The following is a 16,592-nucleotide window of genomic DNA, read 5'->3' as shown; positions in this document are numbered from 1 at the left end:
AGCGTACATACTCATTTTTATGCCCTGAGCTTGTAAGTATTTGCTCTGTACACGACAAAAATAGATAACTCATTGAAATAATGTCACAATAATTGTTTTCTAACGACGAATACTATGACACATCTCAATGAGTTATATCTTATCTTAAACAAATATCTAAAATGGAACAAGTCACATTTAAAGTGCTTTGCGCTCATCATGCTTGTGATTATTTTAAAGCAAACATGTAATCTTTCTTCTGCATCTAAAGCCTTGCCCATCAAGTGCTTACCACAATCATTTTATCGACGTATGCAGCGCTTCTTTGCAGGTCAGTATTTCGATTATCGTCAAATTTCTCGGTTGATTTTCAATATATTTTCATTCGACAAAGTGCAACTGACTTTAGATAGAACCAATTGGAAATGGGGAAAACGAAATATTAATATCCTGATGCTCGCGATCGTTTATCGTGGAATAGCGATACCTATCCTTTGGACATTGCTTAATAAACGTGGAAATTCAGATACGAAAGAGCGCATTGCTTTGATTCAACGCTTTATCTCCATTTTTGGTAAAGACCGTATTGTGAATGTGTTCGCAGACAGAGAGTTTATCGGTGAGCAGTGGTTTACATGGTTAATTGAACAAGACATCAACTTCTGCATTCGTGTTAAAAAAACTTCATTGTCACCAATCATTTAGGAAAGAATCATAAAATTAGTGATTTATTTCGCCATCTTAAAGTTGGTCAAATTGAATGTCGTAAACGACGGATTTTGGTTGGTCGGGTGAAACTATATATAAGTGCACTACAGTTAGAAAATGGAGAGCTTTTACTCGTCGTTTCTCCTCAGTTTAATGCCAATGCTATTCAGGATTATGCATTACGCTGGGAAATTGAAACCTTATTCAGTTGTCTCAAAGGACGCGGGTTTAATCTTGAAAATACGCGCTTGACAGACCCTAGACGAGTGAAAAAATTGATTGCGGTGTTAGCTATAAGCTTCTGTTGGTGTTACTTAACGGGTGAATGGCAACATGATCAAAAAAAAGCGATAAAAATAAAGAAGCATGGACGACTCTCAATGAGTTTATTTCGCTATGGTTTAGACTATGTTCAAATGGCGATTCAGCGTTTAATTGGTTTTGGGAAAAAAGAAGAGTTTAAGGAAATTTTGGCAATTTTAAGAAGGCAGAATCCTGATAGGATAAGGGTTCTGTGAAATTTGTCGTGTACAGAGATTTTTTAGACCTATCACCTTATTATGATTATCGAAAAAGACCTCATATTGTTTAGGTATGATTAGAGTATGCATAGTTTCTCTATCACCTCTTACTATGATGGATAAACAATTATTATGAAGAGTTAAATTTCCTTGAAAGATTGCTTCTAGTTGAGCTAAATTTGGATCAAACCTTACATCTTTAGCTAAAATAAAAAATTGCTTATAGTCACTTTTCAGAGGTTTGATATTAGTATTTTCAGCGGATACTGATGGATCGATATTGGATTTATTGTTGCTGTTACTGATTTCATTAGTATCGAAAAAACAGCCATTTAGAAAAAACAAACTGAATACTAAAATATAAGACTGAATTTTCATGCTCATGTTTTCCTTCTACCTATTTTTATAAATTTTTATACAATTCATGACCAAATTATTCTGATATGGTTTGTTTTAATTACCCTGGCATTAAATACTCATACAGGTTTCAATATATGAAAAAATTTGTATTTTTCCTAGTCAGTCCGCTTGTAGCCTGTAGTCCAATTACAGAAAAAATTGATTCAAATGTAAGTATTCCACGCATCCAATACACAGGTGGAGTGGATAATGCAAGTTATAGTGAAGCTAAGCTTATTAGGGAAGGCAAATGTTTATACCTACAACATACTGATGGCTCTAAAGTTCTGCCAATTTTTGCCACAAAAACTGTAAATTGGGATAGTAAAACTCATAGTTTAAAAGTAGATTCAGATACTTATTTTCTGGGTGATAAAGCAGCGTATGGAGGGGGACAATCTTACCCTTTAGAAAAAAACAATTATTCCTGGATAACAGAAGTAGATAATAGCTGTGATATCTCACAAGTTATCGTTATTAATAAACTCATAAGGCCAATTTAACAGAACTATCAAAATGAAGAATAGCCTATTTTACTGTCTTGTATTATTTCTACTTATAGGATGCCAGCCATTTGAAAAAACTGGATATATTTCTATTAAAAATCAGACTGATTACCCAATTACCGACCTTAAAATAACTTATATTAGCGCTCAAAAAACTTATAGTTTAGGTACTCTTTATCCTTATTCAGAATATAAATACGCCATTAATTATGAGCATCATAATGAGGATTCGATAAAACTTTCATACCTAGATAAAAGTGATAAAAAGATTAATCACGAAGTAGCTCCTTATGTAGCTAAATATGATAAGAAAAACTATGGCATAACTATTAAATAAATATATGTTTTAAATAGAATTTATAGTTAGTAATTTAACATAAAATCTCTTATACGAACTTCCTATTTATTTCAAAAAACCCCTGTCGTACACTTTTACTAATCTTCAAAAAACTCAGGTAATCCATCACACTAAAATAGACACAAATAAAGTTGTTCAATTAAATCATCTATCTTATGTTATTGCTTTATATAAATTATTTTTTAAGAGTGTAAAACTAATTCAGCAAATAAAATTACATTTCCGCTTCAAAAAAAACCCCTGTCGTACACCTGAAAGCTCAAAAAAAACCCCTGTCGTACACCTACAAATATATTATATTTGTTTTATATCAATAGCTTAAGATTATTTTCAAAAAATTGGTGTGTTTTCATTTTTGCTCGCTTTTAAAAAAATATAAGAAAAATTTGATCAAAAGTGTAATCTATTTCAGCAAATCACTGATCATTATTCGAGCAAAAATATATTTTTCGGCGTAATGGAGACTGTAAAATAGATTATTAATTGGTCATTTTGTGGCTTTGTTGAGTGTTATTAACATTTCCAGATCTAAAAGAATCCACAATTTCTGCGGATAAGCCTGGGATATTTTTTAGCCACCCATTGTACGCATATGCTTACATCAATTTCGGCTCTTTGCATCTGTGCGACCCGGCTTCAATTTCCTATGATGGACACATAGAGAACAGGAAGTTCCAGAGAAGAATAACAAGAGATAGGCACAAGGAAAGTAAGGTACGACAGGAGTTATACCGAGCGAACCAATATAAAAAACCCCGGCAGGATGCTGGGTTTTTTATTGCCTATCATTTCTCATTTGCAAAACAAGCATAATACGCTTAAAATATAGACTATAATCTATATTTTGGTTGTGGAATGTGGACAGTCATTACGACAGATCTATTTAATCAGTGGCTTGAACAGCAAGATGAATCTACACAAGAGAAGGTCCTAGCTGCACTGGTTGTTCTACAGCAGCAGGGACCGAGTTTAGGCCGCCCTTTAGTAGATACTGTGTATGAGTCTAAATTTACCAATATGAAAGAACTGCGCGTTCAACATCGCGGTAGACCTTTAAGAGCTTTCTTCGCATTTGATCCCTTACGACAGGCTATTGTTCTATGTATTGCTGATAAAGGCGGTAAAAAGCGTTTTTATAAAGACATGCTGGATATCGCAGATGAACAATACCAACTTCATCTCACTACCCTAGGAGATAAATCTAATGGCTAAGACTCTGCAAGAATTGTTAGCTAGCCGCTCTCCAGAGAGCCAAGCCCGTATTCAAAAAATGGCTGATGAATTACTGCTAGAAAATCAGCTTCATCTTATTCGTGAAGAACTCGAAATTTCTCAAAAAGAGCTTGCTGAAACTTTGGGAATAAAACAGCCATCGCTTTCAGCAATAGAAAATCGTGGCAATGATCTTAAGATTTCAACCATGAAAAAGTATGTTGAGGCAATGGGTGGGAAGCTCCGTATTGATGTAGAGCTTCCAACAGGAAAACATATAGGATTCAACGTTTAACAATAAAAATGGGAGCTATAGGCTCCCATTTTTAGATTCGTATAACGTTGAACCCAACGGTAAATATTCGTGTGATCAACATTCACACCCCGTTCGGCCAGCATTTCCTGCAGTTCACGATAGCTAATGCCATATTTACAATACCAGCGCACAGCCCAAAGAATGATTTCGCCCTGAAAATGCCGACCATGGAAAGGATTCATATGCTGCACCTTTAGCTAAAACAGTCTTCAGCTTACCATTCGTGGTTATTTGCAACAGTGCCGATTTTTTGAAAAAAGCATAGGTCTAGATAATCAAGCTAGATTTTTTAAAACTCCACATTGGTCAATTGTACATAAACCATCACAAGTACCTCTTAAATCAGATAGTTGTTCAATAAGCTTTTGTTGCTTGATTATATTTTCTCTGATAGCACTGACATGTAAGTCAATTAATTCATTCACATCTGAACAATTTTTCTCAGGTTTGTCTTTATAGGTAAGTAATTGACGAATTTCATTCAAACTCATATTTAAAGTTCGGCAATTCAAAATAAATTTAATTCGCTCAACATAGCCTACATCGTAAAGGCGGTAATTTCCTTCCGTTCTTTCCGGTTCCGGAATTAAACCTTCCTTTTCATAAAACCTAATTGTTAATACTGAACATGAGGTTTTTTTAGAGAGTTCACCAATTTTTAAATGCATTGAGTTAGTATTTCCAAAGATTCTTGACTCTATAGTAACTATAGGGATTCTAATATTCAAAGTTTATAATTTTTTTAATGGGTATAATTATGAGTGGTTGTGGATGTAGTAAAGAAACACCATGCGAAGATAAGAAATCTCAACAAGAAAATCATCCATCAATTGCAGAAGCAAACAATTCAAAGAATTGTGATAATACGCTTAGCTGTTGTGGTGAAGAGGAAGAAAAAAAATCTTCATCTCCTTGCTGTAACACTTCAAACAGTTGTGAAGATACCGCTCAATCCTGTTGTGGTTCTGATCCCAAAGAAAATTTAAGCACTGAAGACGTTTTAAAAGATTCGCACTACATGAGTGAATACTTAGTTCCCAAAATGGATTGTTCTGCGGAAGAACAGATGGTTCGTATGGCGCTATCTTCAATTGATGGTGTTCAAAAACTCATCTTTGATTTACCTAACCGTTCTTTAAAGGTTCTACATAATCAAAAAGATGAAAATATAACCACCAAACTTGAAGCTTTGGGTTTTGGTGCAAAGCTTGTGAAGACTGAAACTTATATAAGCAATCAACAGGCTAAGCAAACAAGTACCTACACCATTCCTAAAATGGATTGCTCTGCTGAAGAGCAAATGGTCCGTATGGCTCTTGCAGATATTGAAGCAGTTAAAGGTCTTACTTTTGATCTTCCCAATCGAAAACTGAAAGTCTTCCATAATGAAGGGATTCAGCAAATTACGGCTAAACTCGAAGGACTGGGTTTTGGGGCGAAACTTGATGAAATACAGCTTTCTTCAGGCGATATACCTAATGAACCTGATCCTGTGAGACAAGCTAAAGTACTTAAACTGTTATTAGGTATTAATGCTCTACTTTTCTTTATAGAATTCATCAGCGGTATTATTGCTGCGTCTACAGGATTGATTGCTGATTCTCTAGATATGTTTGCCGATGCAGCCGTTTATGGTATTGCACTATATGCCGTCGGAAAAGCTGCGAAATATCAAATAAAAGCAGCCCATTTCGCAGGTTGGATTCAGTTATTACTTGCTGTTATCGTGATTGTTGATGTCATTAGACGATTCATGTTTGGAAGCGAGCCAGAATCAACGCTCATGATTGTTATTGGCCTGCTCGCACTTATAGCTAACGTGACATGCTTATATCTTATTTCTGGTCATCGAGAAGATGGCGCACATATGAAAGCCAGTTGGATTTTCTCGGCGAATGACGTTGTCGTAAATATGGGCGTTATATTTGCCGGTGTACTCGTGGCGTGGACGGGATCAGCTTATCCAGACTTAATCATTGGCATACTGGTTTCTTTATTCGTACTTAATGGTGCCCGAAAAATTTTGGCTTTGAAGTAAGGGCACTGTTGCAAATAACCACGAATGGTAAGCTGAAGACTGTTTTAGCTAAAGGTGCAGCATATGAATCCTTTCCATGGTCGGCATTTTCAGGGCGAAATCATTCTTTGGGCTGTGCGCTGGTATTGTAAATATGGCATTAGCTATCGTGAACTGCAGGAAATGCTGGCCGAACGGGGTGTGAATGTTGATCACACGACTATTTACCGTTGGGTTCAACGTTATGCTCCTGAAATAGAAAAACGTTTACGCTGGTATTGGCGTAATCCTACAGATCTGAACCGTACCGGGTTTGTCGGCGACTTTTTATTGAAGTTAGGCCACCTGACCTAACGGGTTAATCTTATCATAGTACATTGCTTCAAAATCAAAAGGCGATACATAACCCAGTGCACCGTGTACACGCTTTTTGTTGAACCAATCTACCCAATTTAATGTCGCAAGTTGTACATCTGCTAAACCTTGCCAATCTGCTTTTAAATATTCAATCACCTCTGTTTTGTATAAGCCATTCACCGTTTCAGCCAAAGCAATATCATATGAATCACCAGTCGTACCGACTGATGCTCGTAAATTTGCTGCCTCTAAACGATGACATTGTTGTCAAAATGCAGGGTATTGGTGGCTCCCCTCAGGGGCATAATTTGCTGAAGCCTAAGTTACTACTAAAAAATTAAAAAATCTTAAAAAATAGGAGCTTATAGCTCCCATTTTTTGTTAGCTTTCTAAGTCCCTATGTTAATTTGAAGAATACTTCATCATAACGTCCGAATACAGCTATATTTTTTTGATTTCTACAATATCACTTGATTCAATTAGCGATTGGATATTACCAAATAAACTTTGAATATAATCAGACGCTATATGGATATCTAAATCCTCCCTGCTACGCCATTCTTCTAAGAAGAAATATCTACTCGAGTCATTTTCGCTAATATAAAGCTCATATTTCAAGCATCCTTCTTCTTGAAGCGTAGGCTCTATTACACTTTGTAAAAGCGCTTCTAACCTCTCTTTTTGATCTGATTTTGCCTTAAAGTTCGCAATTACTGAAATAGTCATTATTTCACCTTTAATTTTTTTTAGAAGTTTTCTAGTACAATTTTGCCTTTTGACTTACCTGATTCAAGCAACTTATGCGCCTTCTCCAAGTTTGCAGCGTTAATTTTTCCTAGATTTTGGTTGAGAGTACTTCTAATTTTTTGCTGGTCAACTAATTGGGCAACCTGTTGCAATAGATCACCTTGCTTTTCAATATCATCGGTTTCATACATTGAACGGGTGAACATCAACTCCCAATGGATAGAAATAGATTTAGTCTTAAACGGCATAATATCAAATGTTTGTGGATCATCGATCAATCCAAGCTTGCCTTGTGGTGCAATCAGAGAAACTATTTGCTTGATATATGTTTCTGTATGATTTGTAGAGAATACATACTTTGGTTTTTCAATGCCTAGTGTCTCGATTTGTGCATTTAAATCTTTGCTATGATCAATGACATGGTCGGCACCAAGTGATTCCACCCAAGATTTCGTTTCTTCACGTGAAGCTGTTGCTATAACGGTCAGATTTGTTTTTGCTTTTAGGAGTTGGATAGCGATTGATCCTACACCGCCTGCACCACCAATAATTAAAATACTGCCAACTTCTGTTTCTGAAATTTGAAACCGATCAAACAGCATTTCCCATGCCGTTATTGCAGTTAATGGCAATGCTGCTGCTTCTGCATTAGATACTGTAATGGGTTTAAGACTGATAATTCGTTCATCGACTGCTTGAAACTCAGCATTACTACCATCTCGGGTTAAATCGCCAGCATACCAAACAGAATCTCCTACTTTAAACGAGGTAACTTTTGAGCCAACTTCAATAATTTCCCCAACGGCATCCCAACCTAAAATACGATTATTTGCTTCAGACGAATTTTTTCTCACTTTGGTATCAACTGGATTCACAGAGATTGCCTGAACTTTTACCAGTACATCTCGCTCCTTAAGTGTAGGCTTCGCTTTTTCAATATCTACCAATGAATTTTTAAAATCATCATGGTTATTTATAACATACGATACGGCTTTCATAGATTTGTCCTTAACTTTAAAAATATAGTAAAAATGGGAGCGAGGTGCTCCCATTTTTTGTTATTCAATTATTAAAACTCTTGGCTCGTTGGGCGTAAAACAATTTCATTAATATCTACATCCGCAGGCTGTTCAATTGCATAAGCAATTGCTCGAGCGACTGAGTCAGCTGGTATAGCTTGTTTGTAGAAATCAGTAACAAACTCTGAACTTTCTTTATGAGAAGAACCGAATTTTAGTTCTGACTCAATTGCACCAGGCTCAATAGTAGTCGTTCTAATTGTTCCCCCAACTTCATGACGAAGGCCTTCAGAGATGGCTCTTACAGCAAACTTAGTACCGCTATAAACAGTACCTCCTGGACTAAATACTTTTAACCCTGCAACAGATGCGAGATTAATAAAGTGTCCAAAGTTTTATTTTTGGAAAACAGGCAGTGTAGCTGCTATACCATAAAGAACACCTTTAATATTAATGTCGATCATACGATCCCATTCATCAACTTTTAGCTCACTTAATGGTGCAATAGACATTAATCCAGCATTGTTTACCAATACATCGATTTGACCAAATGCGCTTAATGCCTTTTCAATAAGTGCTTGTACTTCATGTGGTTTGGTTATATCCATACCAATAAATTCAGCTTGACCACCTTCAGCACGAATGTCGTGAACAATAGCCTGTAATTTTTCAGTACGTCTAGCACCAAGTACAACCTTTGCACCTTTTTTAGCAAGTAAGCGAGCAGTAGCTTCACCTAAACCACTACTTGCACCTGTGATAACAATAACTTTATTTTCTATATTATTCATACAAGTAACCTTCAACTTATCTGTCAATCATATTTGATGGATTAAGTATTACAGCCTTGTTAGGTATAATAAATGAATAATATTATCTTTCAGAATTCCTATTTACGGAATAATTACCATAACACAGGATTGGACATGCAGAACAAATTGGAAATGATGCGTATCTTTTGTGTCGCAGCAGAGTCTCGAAATTTTAAAGAGGCAGCAACTCAGCTGGGTATTTCCCCGCAGGTAGTGACACGGGCAATAAAAGAGCTAGAAGAGCAGCGCGGAGAGATTCTGTTTTACAGGAGTACTCGACAAATTAAAATTACCGCTGATGGTGAGCGTCTGGCAAAGCAAGCACATTTTGCGGTGGGATCCATTGATGCTCTGCTTGTAAAAGACACCAAGGAAAAACGAGATGAAATGCGTGGGACCGTCCGTCTTACTGTGTCGTCTGTGTTAGGGCGTAAATTGGTAGTACCTGCACTAGCAGAATTTGCCACACGTTATCCAGATATTGTCGTGGATTGTGTGCTAACAGATTCACACTCGGATGTGATCGATGAGCGAATAGATATCGGGATCAGATTTGGATTTTTGCCGGACAATCGATATGTGGCAAGGGAATTGGCTAATGTGAACTTTTATTCTGTGGGTACGCCAGAGTTAATTGATAAGGTTGGAATGCCCAAAAAAATTATTGACTTAGATAAATACCCTCTAACAGCACTATTCGATCATAAAACAGGGCGTTACTGGCCATGGATATTCACTGAAAGTCGAAGCTTTACGCCATCAAAGCCTCGTTTTATTACAGATGATCTAGAAGCTGAATTTCAAGCTATTCTCGCTGGAGTTGGATTCGGACACATGCCTGGATTTCTAGTTTTGCCGTGGCTTAGGAGTGGTAAGCTCATTCAGATACTTCATGAGGAAACCTCTCCCGTTTGGCGCCTGTATTTATATCGTCCACAGCGGGGCCCGACACCTTTGCGAATCCGAGCATTGTTTGATTACTTAGCGGAAGTGCTGGGCCATATAGAAACCTGAATCAGATGGAACTAACCTTTTTTCTAGAAAGTAGAAATCAGATAAGACCATCATGTATTTAGAGTAATTACAATTTTTCCTATTTGCTGATTTGATTCAAGATAGCGCTGAGCGTCATGCATGTCCTCAAAGTTAAAGCAACAGTCGATCACTGGACGAAGATATCCTGCACCTATACTGCTAAGAATAAATCGTCTGGCTTGCTCCCTTAGAACAGGATCATGGAGAACCTCAAGGAACAAAAAACCTCGCATGGTTAAGCTCTTGCGTAATGCAACTTTAAGGGGAAATGGTGTGATCTCCGGGCTAAGTGCACCATGCATAACCATAGTTCCTCCCACAGACATCACTTTTGCAATCTGTTCAATATGTGGCCCTCCTACAGCATCGAAGGCGACATCAAGATGTTCTCCACCTAAACGTAAAACAAGCGCCTCATACAAATCTGGTTCATCTTCACTGGCTATAACATTTTTAACACCGAGATCCAGTAAACGTTGCTTTTTCTCTATCGTCTGTGTACTTGCAATGACCTTAGCACCCGCTGCTTCAGCGATCTGTATCGCAGCTAGTCCTACGCTACTTGAAGCTGCTGTGATCAAGATCGTTTTTCCTTTCGAAACTCCACCAGCATGGATTACACCACCCCAAGCCGTTAAATACTGCATCCAGATTGAAGAAGCTTCTTCCCAGCTTAAACTATCGGGTTTGTGAACTAAAAAAGTTTCTGGAATCAGAAGTTTGTCCGCATATGCCCCATATTTGGCTAGATTGTCAGTCGGAAGAATCGATACTGCATCTCCTGGAGAAAATTGGCTTACACCTTCACCTATTGCCAGAACTATGCCTGCTCCCTCATATCCCAGACGAGAAGGGAATACTGCCTTTTGAATATAAGTACCACGCCGAAACATTACATCAGCCCGGTTGAGTCCGATCGTTTTCATCTGGATTAGAACTTCTCCTGCTGCTGGTAAAGCAACAGGAAGTGTTTCTAATGTCAGAACATCTGTATCTCCAATACTATTGAAGCGCCAAGTCTTGGCCTGAAGTGCGTTAAATGACATCAATCACGACCTTAATATTGGCAGAGCGATCTTGAACAGCATCATGAGCCTCAATCGCTTGGTCTAGAGTAAAATGACGAGGATCAACAATAGGACGCAGTTTACCTTCCTCAACGAGACGAGTAGCGATCTTAAGGACATCACCATGATGAGAACGGCGATTGCCTGTTAACATCGGCAATAGGACGAATACGCCAGACACTGTGGCACACCGTAGAGATGAACTCGCTAAATTATGATTACCAAATGCAGCACAGCTGGTGATGTGGCCATAGTGAGTTGTCATTGAAAGTGAAGCATCGAGTACTGGACCACCCACAGTGTCGTAAACAATGTTAAAACCTTGACCCTCAGGGCTTGCAGCAATAATGTCATCGGAAGATGCTGTGGTGTAATCGAGAGGTGTTGCACCGAGTTCTGAAATCAGTGATTGATCAGCTGTACGACCAGTCGCCCAAACATTTGCATCAAGTGCTTTTGCAAGCTGAACAACCATATAACCAACGCCACCAGCACCACCCTGAACCAGTACAGTTTGCCCCGGTTGGACCTTCGCATTATCCACTAAACCTTCCCAAGCGGTGAGGAACGTCAATGGTAGTACTGCTGCCTCGCGCATAGAGATATTCCGTGGCTTTAATGCGATCAGATCGGCATCTGCTACAACATATTCTGCTAAAGATCCTTGAAGACCACGAACGCCACCTATCAGACCGTAAACTTCATCTCCGACGTTGAAGTGAGTGACACCTTCACCAATAGCAGTTACAACCCCAGCCATATCTGTTCCCAACACGGCAGGAAGCTCTGGCATAGCATATGGTGCTTCACCAATACGAATTTTATAATCAATAGGGTTCACACCACTAGCATGAATACGTACTACAACTTGCCCAGCCTCTGGTTGAGGTATAGGGAGTTCTACACGTTTAAATTCATGATCACCAAAATTTTCTAAGATAAGAGCATTCATCATCTTATTCATAATTGTTCCTTATTTTTAACTAGGGGATGATATGCACAGTACCAAAGTAAAATAATCCAATAAATGATATTTATAGGATTTAATAATTCCTAAATAATGAATAATAAATATCATTCGCTCACTAAAAATATTCTAGTACAGTCTGTAAAGGCAATTTAATCTAAACTGTCGGTAGTATTTTCAAGGCTTGAAACGTTCAAAATATCTACAAAGTGGCTAAAATTTGAAACATAATTCTAAAAGGTCACAGCATTACAAAGAACATGAGCCAAAATAAAAAATGGGAGCTAAAAGCCCCATTTTTTTGTGACTTTCGCATAAGCTCTATGATGTTAATTTAAAAAAAACTAAAAAAAGGGATAGAAAATTTTCGCTAAAGAGCTTTTTGATTTTCGATTTATAAAAAATATTGCTTTTTTTATACTATGGGGTACTATAGTATAAATGCTAGCAAATAAGGAGGTCTGATGCCTAATCAGGTTGACGACAAAAAAAAGATTCTTCTACGCGTCAGAAAGATCAAAGGTCAGACGCAAGCGATTGAAAAAGCGTTAGAAGACAATGTGGAATGTGGTGCAATTCTGCAACAAATATGCTCTGTGCGTGGTGCTATTAATGGTTTAATGAATGAAATGTTGGAGGTTCATTTAAAGGACACATTAGTATCAGGTGAAACCACAGAACAACAACGAAAAGAAGAATTGGCTGAAATCGCCAAGATTCTAAAATCATATTTAAAGTAGATCTGTATAAGGAATTATTCCATGAAGTCACGTGCTGCCGTTGCGTTTGGTCCTGGTCAACCTCTTCAAATTGTTGAAGTTGATGTTGCACCACCGAAGAAAGGTGAAGTATTAATTAAGATCTCCCATACCGGTGTGTGTCATACAGACGCATTTACTTTATCTGGCGATGATCCTGAAGGTGTTTTTCCCGCTATTCTCGGGCATGAAGGTGCTGGTGTTGTAGTTGAGGTTGGTGAAGGCGTGACTAGCGTCAAACCAGGTGATCATGTTATTCCACTTTACACTGCTGAATGTGGCGAGTGCGTATTCTGTAAATCTGGAAAATCGAACTTGTGTATTTCCGTTCGCGAAACTCAAGGTAGAGGCGTAATGCCAGATGGTACCACTCGTTTTTCCTACAATGGTCAACCGATTTACCACTATATGGGCTGCTCAACGTTCAGTGAATACACGGTAGTGGCAGAAGTATCATTGGCTAAAATCAATCCTGAAGCCAATCACGAACATGTCTGCTTACTGGGTTGTGGGGTAACAACGGGTATCGGTGCAGTACATAACACGGCTAAAGTACAAGAAGGTGATAGTGTTGCGGTCTTTGGTTTAGGTGGTATTGGTTTGGCAGTCGTACAAGCCGCACGTCAAGCTAAAGCAGGGCGTATTATTGTGGTTGACATGAATCCAGATAAATTTGCGCTGGCAAAAGAGTTTGGTGCAACGGACTTCTTGAACCCTAAAGATTACGATAAACCAATCCAGCAAGTCATTGTCGAAATGACTGGCTGGGGTGTAGATCATTCATTTGAGTGTATTGGTAACGTGAATGTGATGCGTGCAGCCCTTGAAAGTGCACACCGTGGCTGGGGACAATCCGTAATTATTGGTGTAGCTGGCGCAGGTCAAGAAATCTCTACCCGTCCATTCCAACTGGTTACTGGTCGTAGATGGTTAGGTTCTGCCTTTGGTGGGGTAAAAGGTCGTACGCAACTTCCAGGAATGGTTGAAGATGCCATGAAAGGTAAAATTCAATTAGAACCATTTGTGACACACACCATGGGCTTGGATCAGATCAATGAAGCCTTTGATCTAATGCATGAAGGTAAGTCAATTCGTACTGTAATTCATTACGAATAATTCCGTCAGACCTTATACTTTTCCATGCATGTGAATCATGATTGACATGCATGGAATCCTCTAAAACGGCACATCATCTGTAAAACAGATCTATCTATGTATCCATCATGTATAGGTTCAATAAACCTGCCTACATTTTAATTCTTTATCAGTATTCTCTGTGGAGAATGTCAAACTCTTTGTTTGCTCGATTTCTCATGAAGTCTTGCTCAACATAGGTAATTGATTATGGAAATAATTGAGAAACATGCTTCTTTTGGTGGATCGCAAGAAGTGTATCGCCATCAGTCAATAGCATTAAACTGTTCAATGAAATTCTCAATATATCTGCCACCTCATGACAAAGATGAGCGGTTGCCAGTTTTATATTGGTTATCAGGACTGACTTGCAACGAACAGAACTTTATTACTAAAGCCGGAGCACAAAAGTATGCGGCTGAACATAAAGTCATAATTGTTGCACCAGATACCAGCCCACGTGGAGAGGATGTACCAGATCATGCAGATTATGATTTAGGCCAAGGCGCAGGATTCTATGTGAATGCAACACAAGCACCCTGGTCACAGCATTTCAAAATGTATGATTATATTGTGGAAGAGCTCAGAAATCTGATTGACCTGAATTTTCCGACCAATCAAGTCCAAAGTATTATGGGTCATAGCATGGGTGGTCATGGTGCATTAGTAATTGGGTTAAAAAATCCTGAGCTGTATAAAAGTATTTCTGCTTTTGCACCAATTGTTGCGCCTAGCCAAGTACCTTGGGGGGAAAAGGCTTTCACACACTACCTAGGTGAAACCGAAACTTTATGGAAAAGCTATGATGCGATTGAATTAATCAAAAACGCTGAAGTTCATTTACCTATTTTAGTCGATCAGGGAACAGCTGATGATTTTCTTGAAGAACAGTTAAGGCCTAAGCTTCTTAGTGATATTTGTTTGGAACAAGAATATCCTCTTACACTTAACCTAAGAGAAGGGTATGACCATAGCTATTACTTCATTGCGAGCTTTATAGAGAAACATATAGAGTTCCACAGCAAATTCCTAGCTAAATAACTTTCATAGATATGAGGATGTACAATGTTGTTCTTGAGTGCTTCTTGAGCAATATAATTTCCAGATGAAGAGGTCAGGTTATAAATCTAAGGTAGAGTCAATTGATCCTTATATAACTAAGATTGAATTTAATCATCTCATATCTTAATTTTTTGATTCAAATGTTAGTGATATTAACTTGAATAAATTCATAGCATTATGTCGAAATAAAAAACCAGATTTTGGCTCAGCTATGGGAATTTTTTTTAACTTTTATACAACAAAACTTTCTGACATGCATCCATTAGCAATGTCAGAATCGTTTTAATTCTAATCAATTGTGGAGTTTTAGTCATGCTTAAAACAGCTTTATATGTCCGCCTTGAAGCTAAACCGGGTAAAGAAGACGAAGTGGAAGCTTTCCTTAAAGCCGGTTTACCTATTGTAATGGAAGAACCCGCGACAGTTGCGTGGTTTGGCCTACGTCTTGGACCTACAACATTTGGTATTTTCGATGCATTTCCTGATGAGGCGGGTCGCCAAGCACATTTATCTGGCAAGGTTGCAGCTGCTTTGATGGCTCAGGCCGATGAGCTATTTTCAGAGCCACCATCAATTGAAAAAGTAGATGTTTTGGCTAGTAAACTACCAGCTCATACCGACGCTTAAATGTATGAGGGTGCTGCCTGAAATTTTGAATGAAAGGCAGCACTTCAACCCTGTGAGGTTTGTCGGAAGCTTTTTATTCAAGTTGGGCTACTTTATTTATTGAACCGTACCGGGTTTGTCGGAGACCAACTTTCCTGAGATGAGAAGCATTGCTTCTCAAGCGACATTAAATTGGGTAGATTGGTCCAATAAAAAGTATGTACACAGTGCACTGGGATATGTATCGCCTTTTGAGTTTGAGGCAATGTACTATGATAAGATTAACCCGTTAGGTCAGGTGGCCTAATTTAAATAAAAAAATCTCTGATAAATCCGGTACTGTTCAAAATGCGATTTATGGCTTTTTTATGTAAAAAAAAGTAATATTTGTCTTATTGTTAAATTATAACAATTAGTATAAATACACTTATGATTTACAGATGAAAAAGGTAGTTAAATGAAATATTTTTTAAGTTTAACCTTGTTAGTTTTAGCAATGACTGGGTGTACTTCGAGTCTAAAGACTGAAACTTTACAAGATAAGGCTACAAGCAATACTTCAGCTGATACGCAGGTCCTTAAATTTTCTGGTCCGAATGGTTTATTAATTTTTCTGAAATCATCGGATAACTTTGAAACTGCTTTAATGACTGATAACTCAGGCGTGGTATATCGTTTAAAGCAAACAGTTGCTGGTAGTGGTATTCGTTTAGCTAATAATAATGGAGTTTCAATTCACTTTAAACGTGGTGAAGGGGTTGTTGAATTTGTAAAAGACCAGCCAATCAGCATTACTGAAGTAAAATAATGAGGTTTAAACTTTAAGAGAACCCCACACCATAATCTGCATACCGAAAGTTAGACACTATTCCTTGAAATGTGGTCAAACATGATCAATGACTAATTCGCACTCTGTTAATGGGTGAATTCAAACATGAGGTGCGACAGTTTCAAAAGCCTTATGATAATCTGTGTGATTCATAGACATCACTTCAATATAATGGGTGTCTAT

18 protein-coding genes and 5 pseudogenes are annotated in these 16,592 nt (G+C 37.9%); 14 read left to right on the top strand and 9 right to left on the bottom strand.

Features of this window, described 5'->3' with window-relative positions:
* The first annotated feature begins 114 nt into the window (after positions 1 to 114).
* A protein-coding gene (locus BK820_RS15415) for an IS4-like element ISAba1 family transposase (protein ID WP_110925086.1) occupies positions 115 to 1,205 on the top strand; the annotation gives its coding sequence in 2 pieces (ribosomal slippage) (positions 115 to 655 and positions 655 to 1,205; 1,092 coding nt in all).
* Here the strand turns inward: BK820_RS15415 and BK820_RS13975 are convergent.
* The gene (locus BK820_RS13975; RefSeq protein ID WP_071321254.1) at positions 1,167 to 1,586 is read right to left on the bottom strand and encodes a hypothetical protein; all 420 of its coding nucleotides are present in this window, start codon (positions 1,584 to 1,586) and stop codon (positions 1,167 to 1,169) included. The genes BK820_RS15415 and BK820_RS13975 overlap by 39 nt on opposite strands.
* 116 nt (positions 1,587 to 1,702) lie before the next feature.
* Here BK820_RS13975 and BK820_RS13970 point away from each other — a divergent pair, with 116 nt between their 5' ends.
* From BK820_RS13970 to BK820_RS13955, 4 genes are all read left to right on the top strand, one after another.
* Entirely contained in the window at positions 1,703 to 2,110 is a 408-nt protein-coding gene (locus BK820_RS13970) for a hypothetical protein (protein ID WP_071321253.1), read from the top strand.
* Between the two features lie 13 nt (positions 2,111 to 2,123).
* Positions 2,124 to 2,450 (top strand): hypothetical protein, encoded by a 327-nt coding sequence (locus BK820_RS13965; RefSeq protein ID WP_005098935.1) that lies wholly within the window; start codon positions 2,124 to 2,126, stop codon positions 2,448 to 2,450.
* Between the two features lie 876 nt (positions 2,451 to 3,326).
* A complete protein-coding gene (locus tag BK820_RS13960) occupies positions 3,327 to 3,683 on the top strand; it encodes a type II toxin-antitoxin system RelE/ParE family toxin (protein ID WP_000269911.1) in 357 nt (118 codons plus the stop codon).
* Entirely contained in the window at positions 3,676 to 3,978 is a 303-nt protein-coding gene (locus BK820_RS13955; protein WP_001140620.1) for a helix-turn-helix domain-containing protein, read from the top strand. The genes BK820_RS13960 and BK820_RS13955 overlap by 8 nt, the downstream gene beginning before the upstream one ends.
* Before the next feature lie 41 nt (positions 3,979 to 4,019).
* On the opposite strand, the pseudogene BK820_RS13950 reads toward BK820_RS13955, so the two are convergent.
* Positions 4,020 to 4,181 (bottom strand): annotated as a pseudogene (locus tag BK820_RS13950) (IS6 family transposase); the annotation flags it as partial.
* A 93-nt stretch (positions 4,182 to 4,274) separates the two neighbouring features.
* A complete protein-coding gene (gene cadR / locus BK820_RS13945; RefSeq protein WP_000550240.1) occupies positions 4,275 to 4,667 on the bottom strand; it encodes a Cd(II)/Pb(II)-responsive transcriptional regulator in 393 nt (130 codons plus the stop codon).
* A gap of 89 nt (positions 4,668 to 4,756) precedes the next feature.
* On the opposite strand from cadR, the gene BK820_RS13940 reads away from it, so the two are divergent.
* Together BK820_RS13940 and BK820_RS13935 are read left to right on the top strand one after the other, a co-directional pair.
* Positions 4,757 to 6,037 carry a cation efflux transmembrane domain-containing protein gene (locus BK820_RS13940; protein WP_005093338.1) on the top strand — a complete coding sequence of 427 codons (1,281 nt, stop codon included), beginning with the start codon at positions 4,757 to 4,759 and terminating at the stop codon, positions 6,035 to 6,037.
* Positions 6,038 to 6,100: 63 nt separating this feature from the next.
* Positions 6,101 to 6,310: pseudogene (locus BK820_RS13935) on the top strand (IS6 family transposase); the annotation flags it as partial.
* 42 nt (positions 6,311 to 6,352) lie between these two features.
* Here the strand turns inward: BK820_RS13935 and BK820_RS13930 are convergent.
* The 4 genes and pseudogenes from BK820_RS13930 to BK820_RS13915 form a co-directional block, all read right to left on the bottom strand.
* Positions 6,353 to 6,631: pseudogene (locus BK820_RS13930) on the bottom strand (integrase core domain-containing protein); the annotation flags it as partial.
* Between the two features lie 183 nt (positions 6,632 to 6,814).
* Entirely contained in the window at positions 6,815 to 7,099 is a 285-nt protein-coding gene (locus BK820_RS13925; protein WP_005206902.1) for a putative quinol monooxygenase, read from the bottom strand.
* A 20-nt stretch (positions 7,100 to 7,119) separates the two neighbouring features.
* Positions 7,120 to 8,118 (bottom strand): zinc-binding alcohol dehydrogenase family protein, encoded by a 999-nt coding sequence (locus BK820_RS13920; protein ID WP_004682270.1) that lies wholly within the window; start codon positions 8,116 to 8,118, stop codon positions 7,120 to 7,122.
* 71 nt (positions 8,119 to 8,189) lie between these two features.
* Positions 8,190 to 8,930, bottom strand: a pseudogene (locus BK820_RS13915) (SDR family oxidoreductase).
* Positions 8,931 to 9,065: 135 nt separating this feature from the next.
* On the opposite strand from BK820_RS13915, the gene BK820_RS13910 reads away from it, so the two are divergent.
* Complete coding sequence (locus BK820_RS13910) at positions 9,066 to 9,965, top strand: LysR family transcriptional regulator (RefSeq protein ID WP_071321252.1); 900 nt, start codon at positions 9,066 to 9,068, stop codon at positions 9,963 to 9,965.
* A gap of 50 nt (positions 9,966 to 10,015) precedes the next feature.
* Here BK820_RS13910 and BK820_RS13905 read toward each other — a convergent pair whose 3' ends face one another.
* Together BK820_RS13905 and BK820_RS13900 are read right to left on the bottom strand one after the other, a co-directional pair.
* Positions 10,016 to 11,032, bottom strand: a complete 1,017-nt coding sequence (locus tag BK820_RS13905; RefSeq protein WP_071321251.1) for a zinc-dependent alcohol dehydrogenase family protein — start codon at positions 11,030 to 11,032, stop codon at positions 10,016 to 10,018.
* Entirely contained in the window at positions 11,022 to 12,017 is a 996-nt protein-coding gene (locus BK820_RS13900; protein WP_071321250.1) for a zinc-dependent alcohol dehydrogenase family protein, read from the bottom strand. The genes BK820_RS13905 and BK820_RS13900 overlap by 11 nt, the downstream gene beginning before the upstream one ends.
* Before the next feature lie 467 nt (positions 12,018 to 12,484).
* Between BK820_RS13900 and BK820_RS13895 the strand changes: the two genes are divergently transcribed.
* From BK820_RS13895 to BK820_RS13875, 6 genes and pseudogenes are all read left to right on the top strand, one after another.
* The gene (locus BK820_RS13895; RefSeq protein WP_005105873.1) at positions 12,485 to 12,760 is read left to right on the top strand and encodes a metal/formaldehyde-sensitive transcriptional repressor; all 276 of its coding nucleotides are present in this window, start codon (positions 12,485 to 12,487) and stop codon (positions 12,758 to 12,760) included.
* Between the two features lie 21 nt (positions 12,761 to 12,781).
* On the top strand, positions 12,782 to 13,894 hold the full coding sequence (locus tag BK820_RS13890; RefSeq protein WP_005105874.1) for an S-(hydroxymethyl)glutathione dehydrogenase/class III alcohol dehydrogenase: 1,113 nt from the start codon (positions 12,782 to 12,784) through the stop codon (positions 13,892 to 13,894).
* Positions 13,895 to 14,122: 228 nt separating this feature from the next.
* Entirely contained in the window at positions 14,123 to 14,953 is an 831-nt protein-coding gene (fghA, locus tag BK820_RS13885) for an S-formylglutathione hydrolase (RefSeq protein WP_071321249.1), read from the top strand.
* 333 nt (positions 14,954 to 15,286) lie between these two features.
* Entirely contained in the window at positions 15,287 to 15,601 is a 315-nt protein-coding gene (locus BK820_RS13880; RefSeq protein ID WP_004812141.1) for a putative quinol monooxygenase, read from the top strand.
* Between the two features lie 160 nt (positions 15,602 to 15,761).
* Positions 15,762 to 15,887: pseudogene (locus tag BK820_RS15410) on the top strand (IS3 family transposase); the annotation flags it as partial.
* Between the two features lie 150 nt (positions 15,888 to 16,037).
* Positions 16,038 to 16,388, top strand: a complete 351-nt coding sequence (locus BK820_RS13875; protein WP_071321248.1) for a hypothetical protein — start codon at positions 16,038 to 16,040, stop codon at positions 16,386 to 16,388.
* Positions 16,389 to 16,592 lie beyond the last annotated feature (204 nt).

Origin of the sequence: Acinetobacter sp. LCT-H3 (assembly GCF_001866125.1) — a bacterium.
GTDB lineage: Bacteria > Pseudomonadota > Gammaproteobacteria > Pseudomonadales > Moraxellaceae > Acinetobacter > Acinetobacter schindleri.
The sequence above is the reverse complement of the archived record's forward strand: the minus strand, read 5'-3'. Positions and strand labels throughout refer to the sequence as shown.

What these genes read in the sequence shown, in the direction of transcription:
- BK820_RS13940 (WP_005093338.1), top strand. Translation starts at nt 4,757, where the DNA reads ATGAGTGGTTGTGGATGTAGTAAAGAAACACCATGCGAAGATAAGAAA.
- BK820_RS13955 (WP_001140620.1), top strand. Translation starts at nt 3,676, where the DNA reads ATGGCTAAGACTCTGCAAGAATTGTTAGCTAGCCGCTCTCCAGAGAGC.
- BK820_RS13960 (WP_000269911.1), top strand. Translation starts at nt 3,327, where the DNA reads ATGTGGACAGTCATTACGACAGATCTATTTAATCAGTGGCTTGAACAG.
- fghA (WP_071321249.1), top strand. Translation starts at nt 14,123, where the DNA reads ATGGAAATAATTGAGAAACATGCTTCTTTTGGTGGATCGCAAGAAGTG.
- cadR (WP_000550240.1), bottom strand. Translation starts at nt 4,667, where the DNA reads ATGCATTTAAAAATTGGTGAACTCTCTAAAAAAACCTCATGTTCAGTA.
- BK820_RS13880 (WP_004812141.1), top strand. Translation starts at nt 15,287, where the DNA reads ATGCTTAAAACAGCTTTATATGTCCGCCTTGAAGCTAAACCGGGTAAA.
- BK820_RS13895 (WP_005105873.1), top strand. Translation starts at nt 12,485, where the DNA reads ATGCCTAATCAGGTTGACGACAAAAAAAAGATTCTTCTACGCGTCAGA.
- BK820_RS13925 (WP_005206902.1), bottom strand. Translation starts at nt 7,099, where the DNA reads ATGACTATTTCAGTAATTGCGAACTTTAAGGCAAAATCAGATCAAAAA.
- BK820_RS13890 (WP_005105874.1), top strand. Translation starts at nt 12,782, where the DNA reads ATGAAGTCACGTGCTGCCGTTGCGTTTGGTCCTGGTCAACCTCTTCAA.
- BK820_RS13900 (WP_071321250.1), bottom strand. Translation starts at nt 12,017, where the DNA reads ATGAATAAGATGATGAATGCTCTTATCTTAGAAAATTTTGGTGATCAT.
- BK820_RS13875 (WP_071321248.1), top strand. Translation starts at nt 16,038, where the DNA reads ATGAAATATTTTTTAAGTTTAACCTTGTTAGTTTTAGCAATGACTGGG.
- BK820_RS13905 (WP_071321251.1), bottom strand. Translation starts at nt 11,032, where the DNA reads ATGTCATTTAACGCACTTCAGGCCAAGACTTGGCGCTTCAATAGTATT.
- BK820_RS13970 (WP_071321253.1), top strand. Translation starts at nt 1,703, where the DNA reads ATGAAAAAATTTGTATTTTTCCTAGTCAGTCCGCTTGTAGCCTGTAGT.
- BK820_RS13965 (WP_005098935.1), top strand. Translation starts at nt 2,124, where the DNA reads ATGAAGAATAGCCTATTTTACTGTCTTGTATTATTTCTACTTATAGGA.
- BK820_RS13975 (WP_071321254.1), bottom strand. Translation starts at nt 1,586, where the DNA reads ATGAAAATTCAGTCTTATATTTTAGTATTCAGTTTGTTTTTTCTAAAT.
- BK820_RS13920 (WP_004682270.1), bottom strand. Translation starts at nt 8,118, where the DNA reads ATGAAAGCCGTATCGTATGTTATAAATAACCATGATGATTTTAAAAAT.
- BK820_RS13910 (WP_071321252.1), top strand. Translation starts at nt 9,066, where the DNA reads ATGCAGAACAAATTGGAAATGATGCGTATCTTTTGTGTCGCAGCAGAG.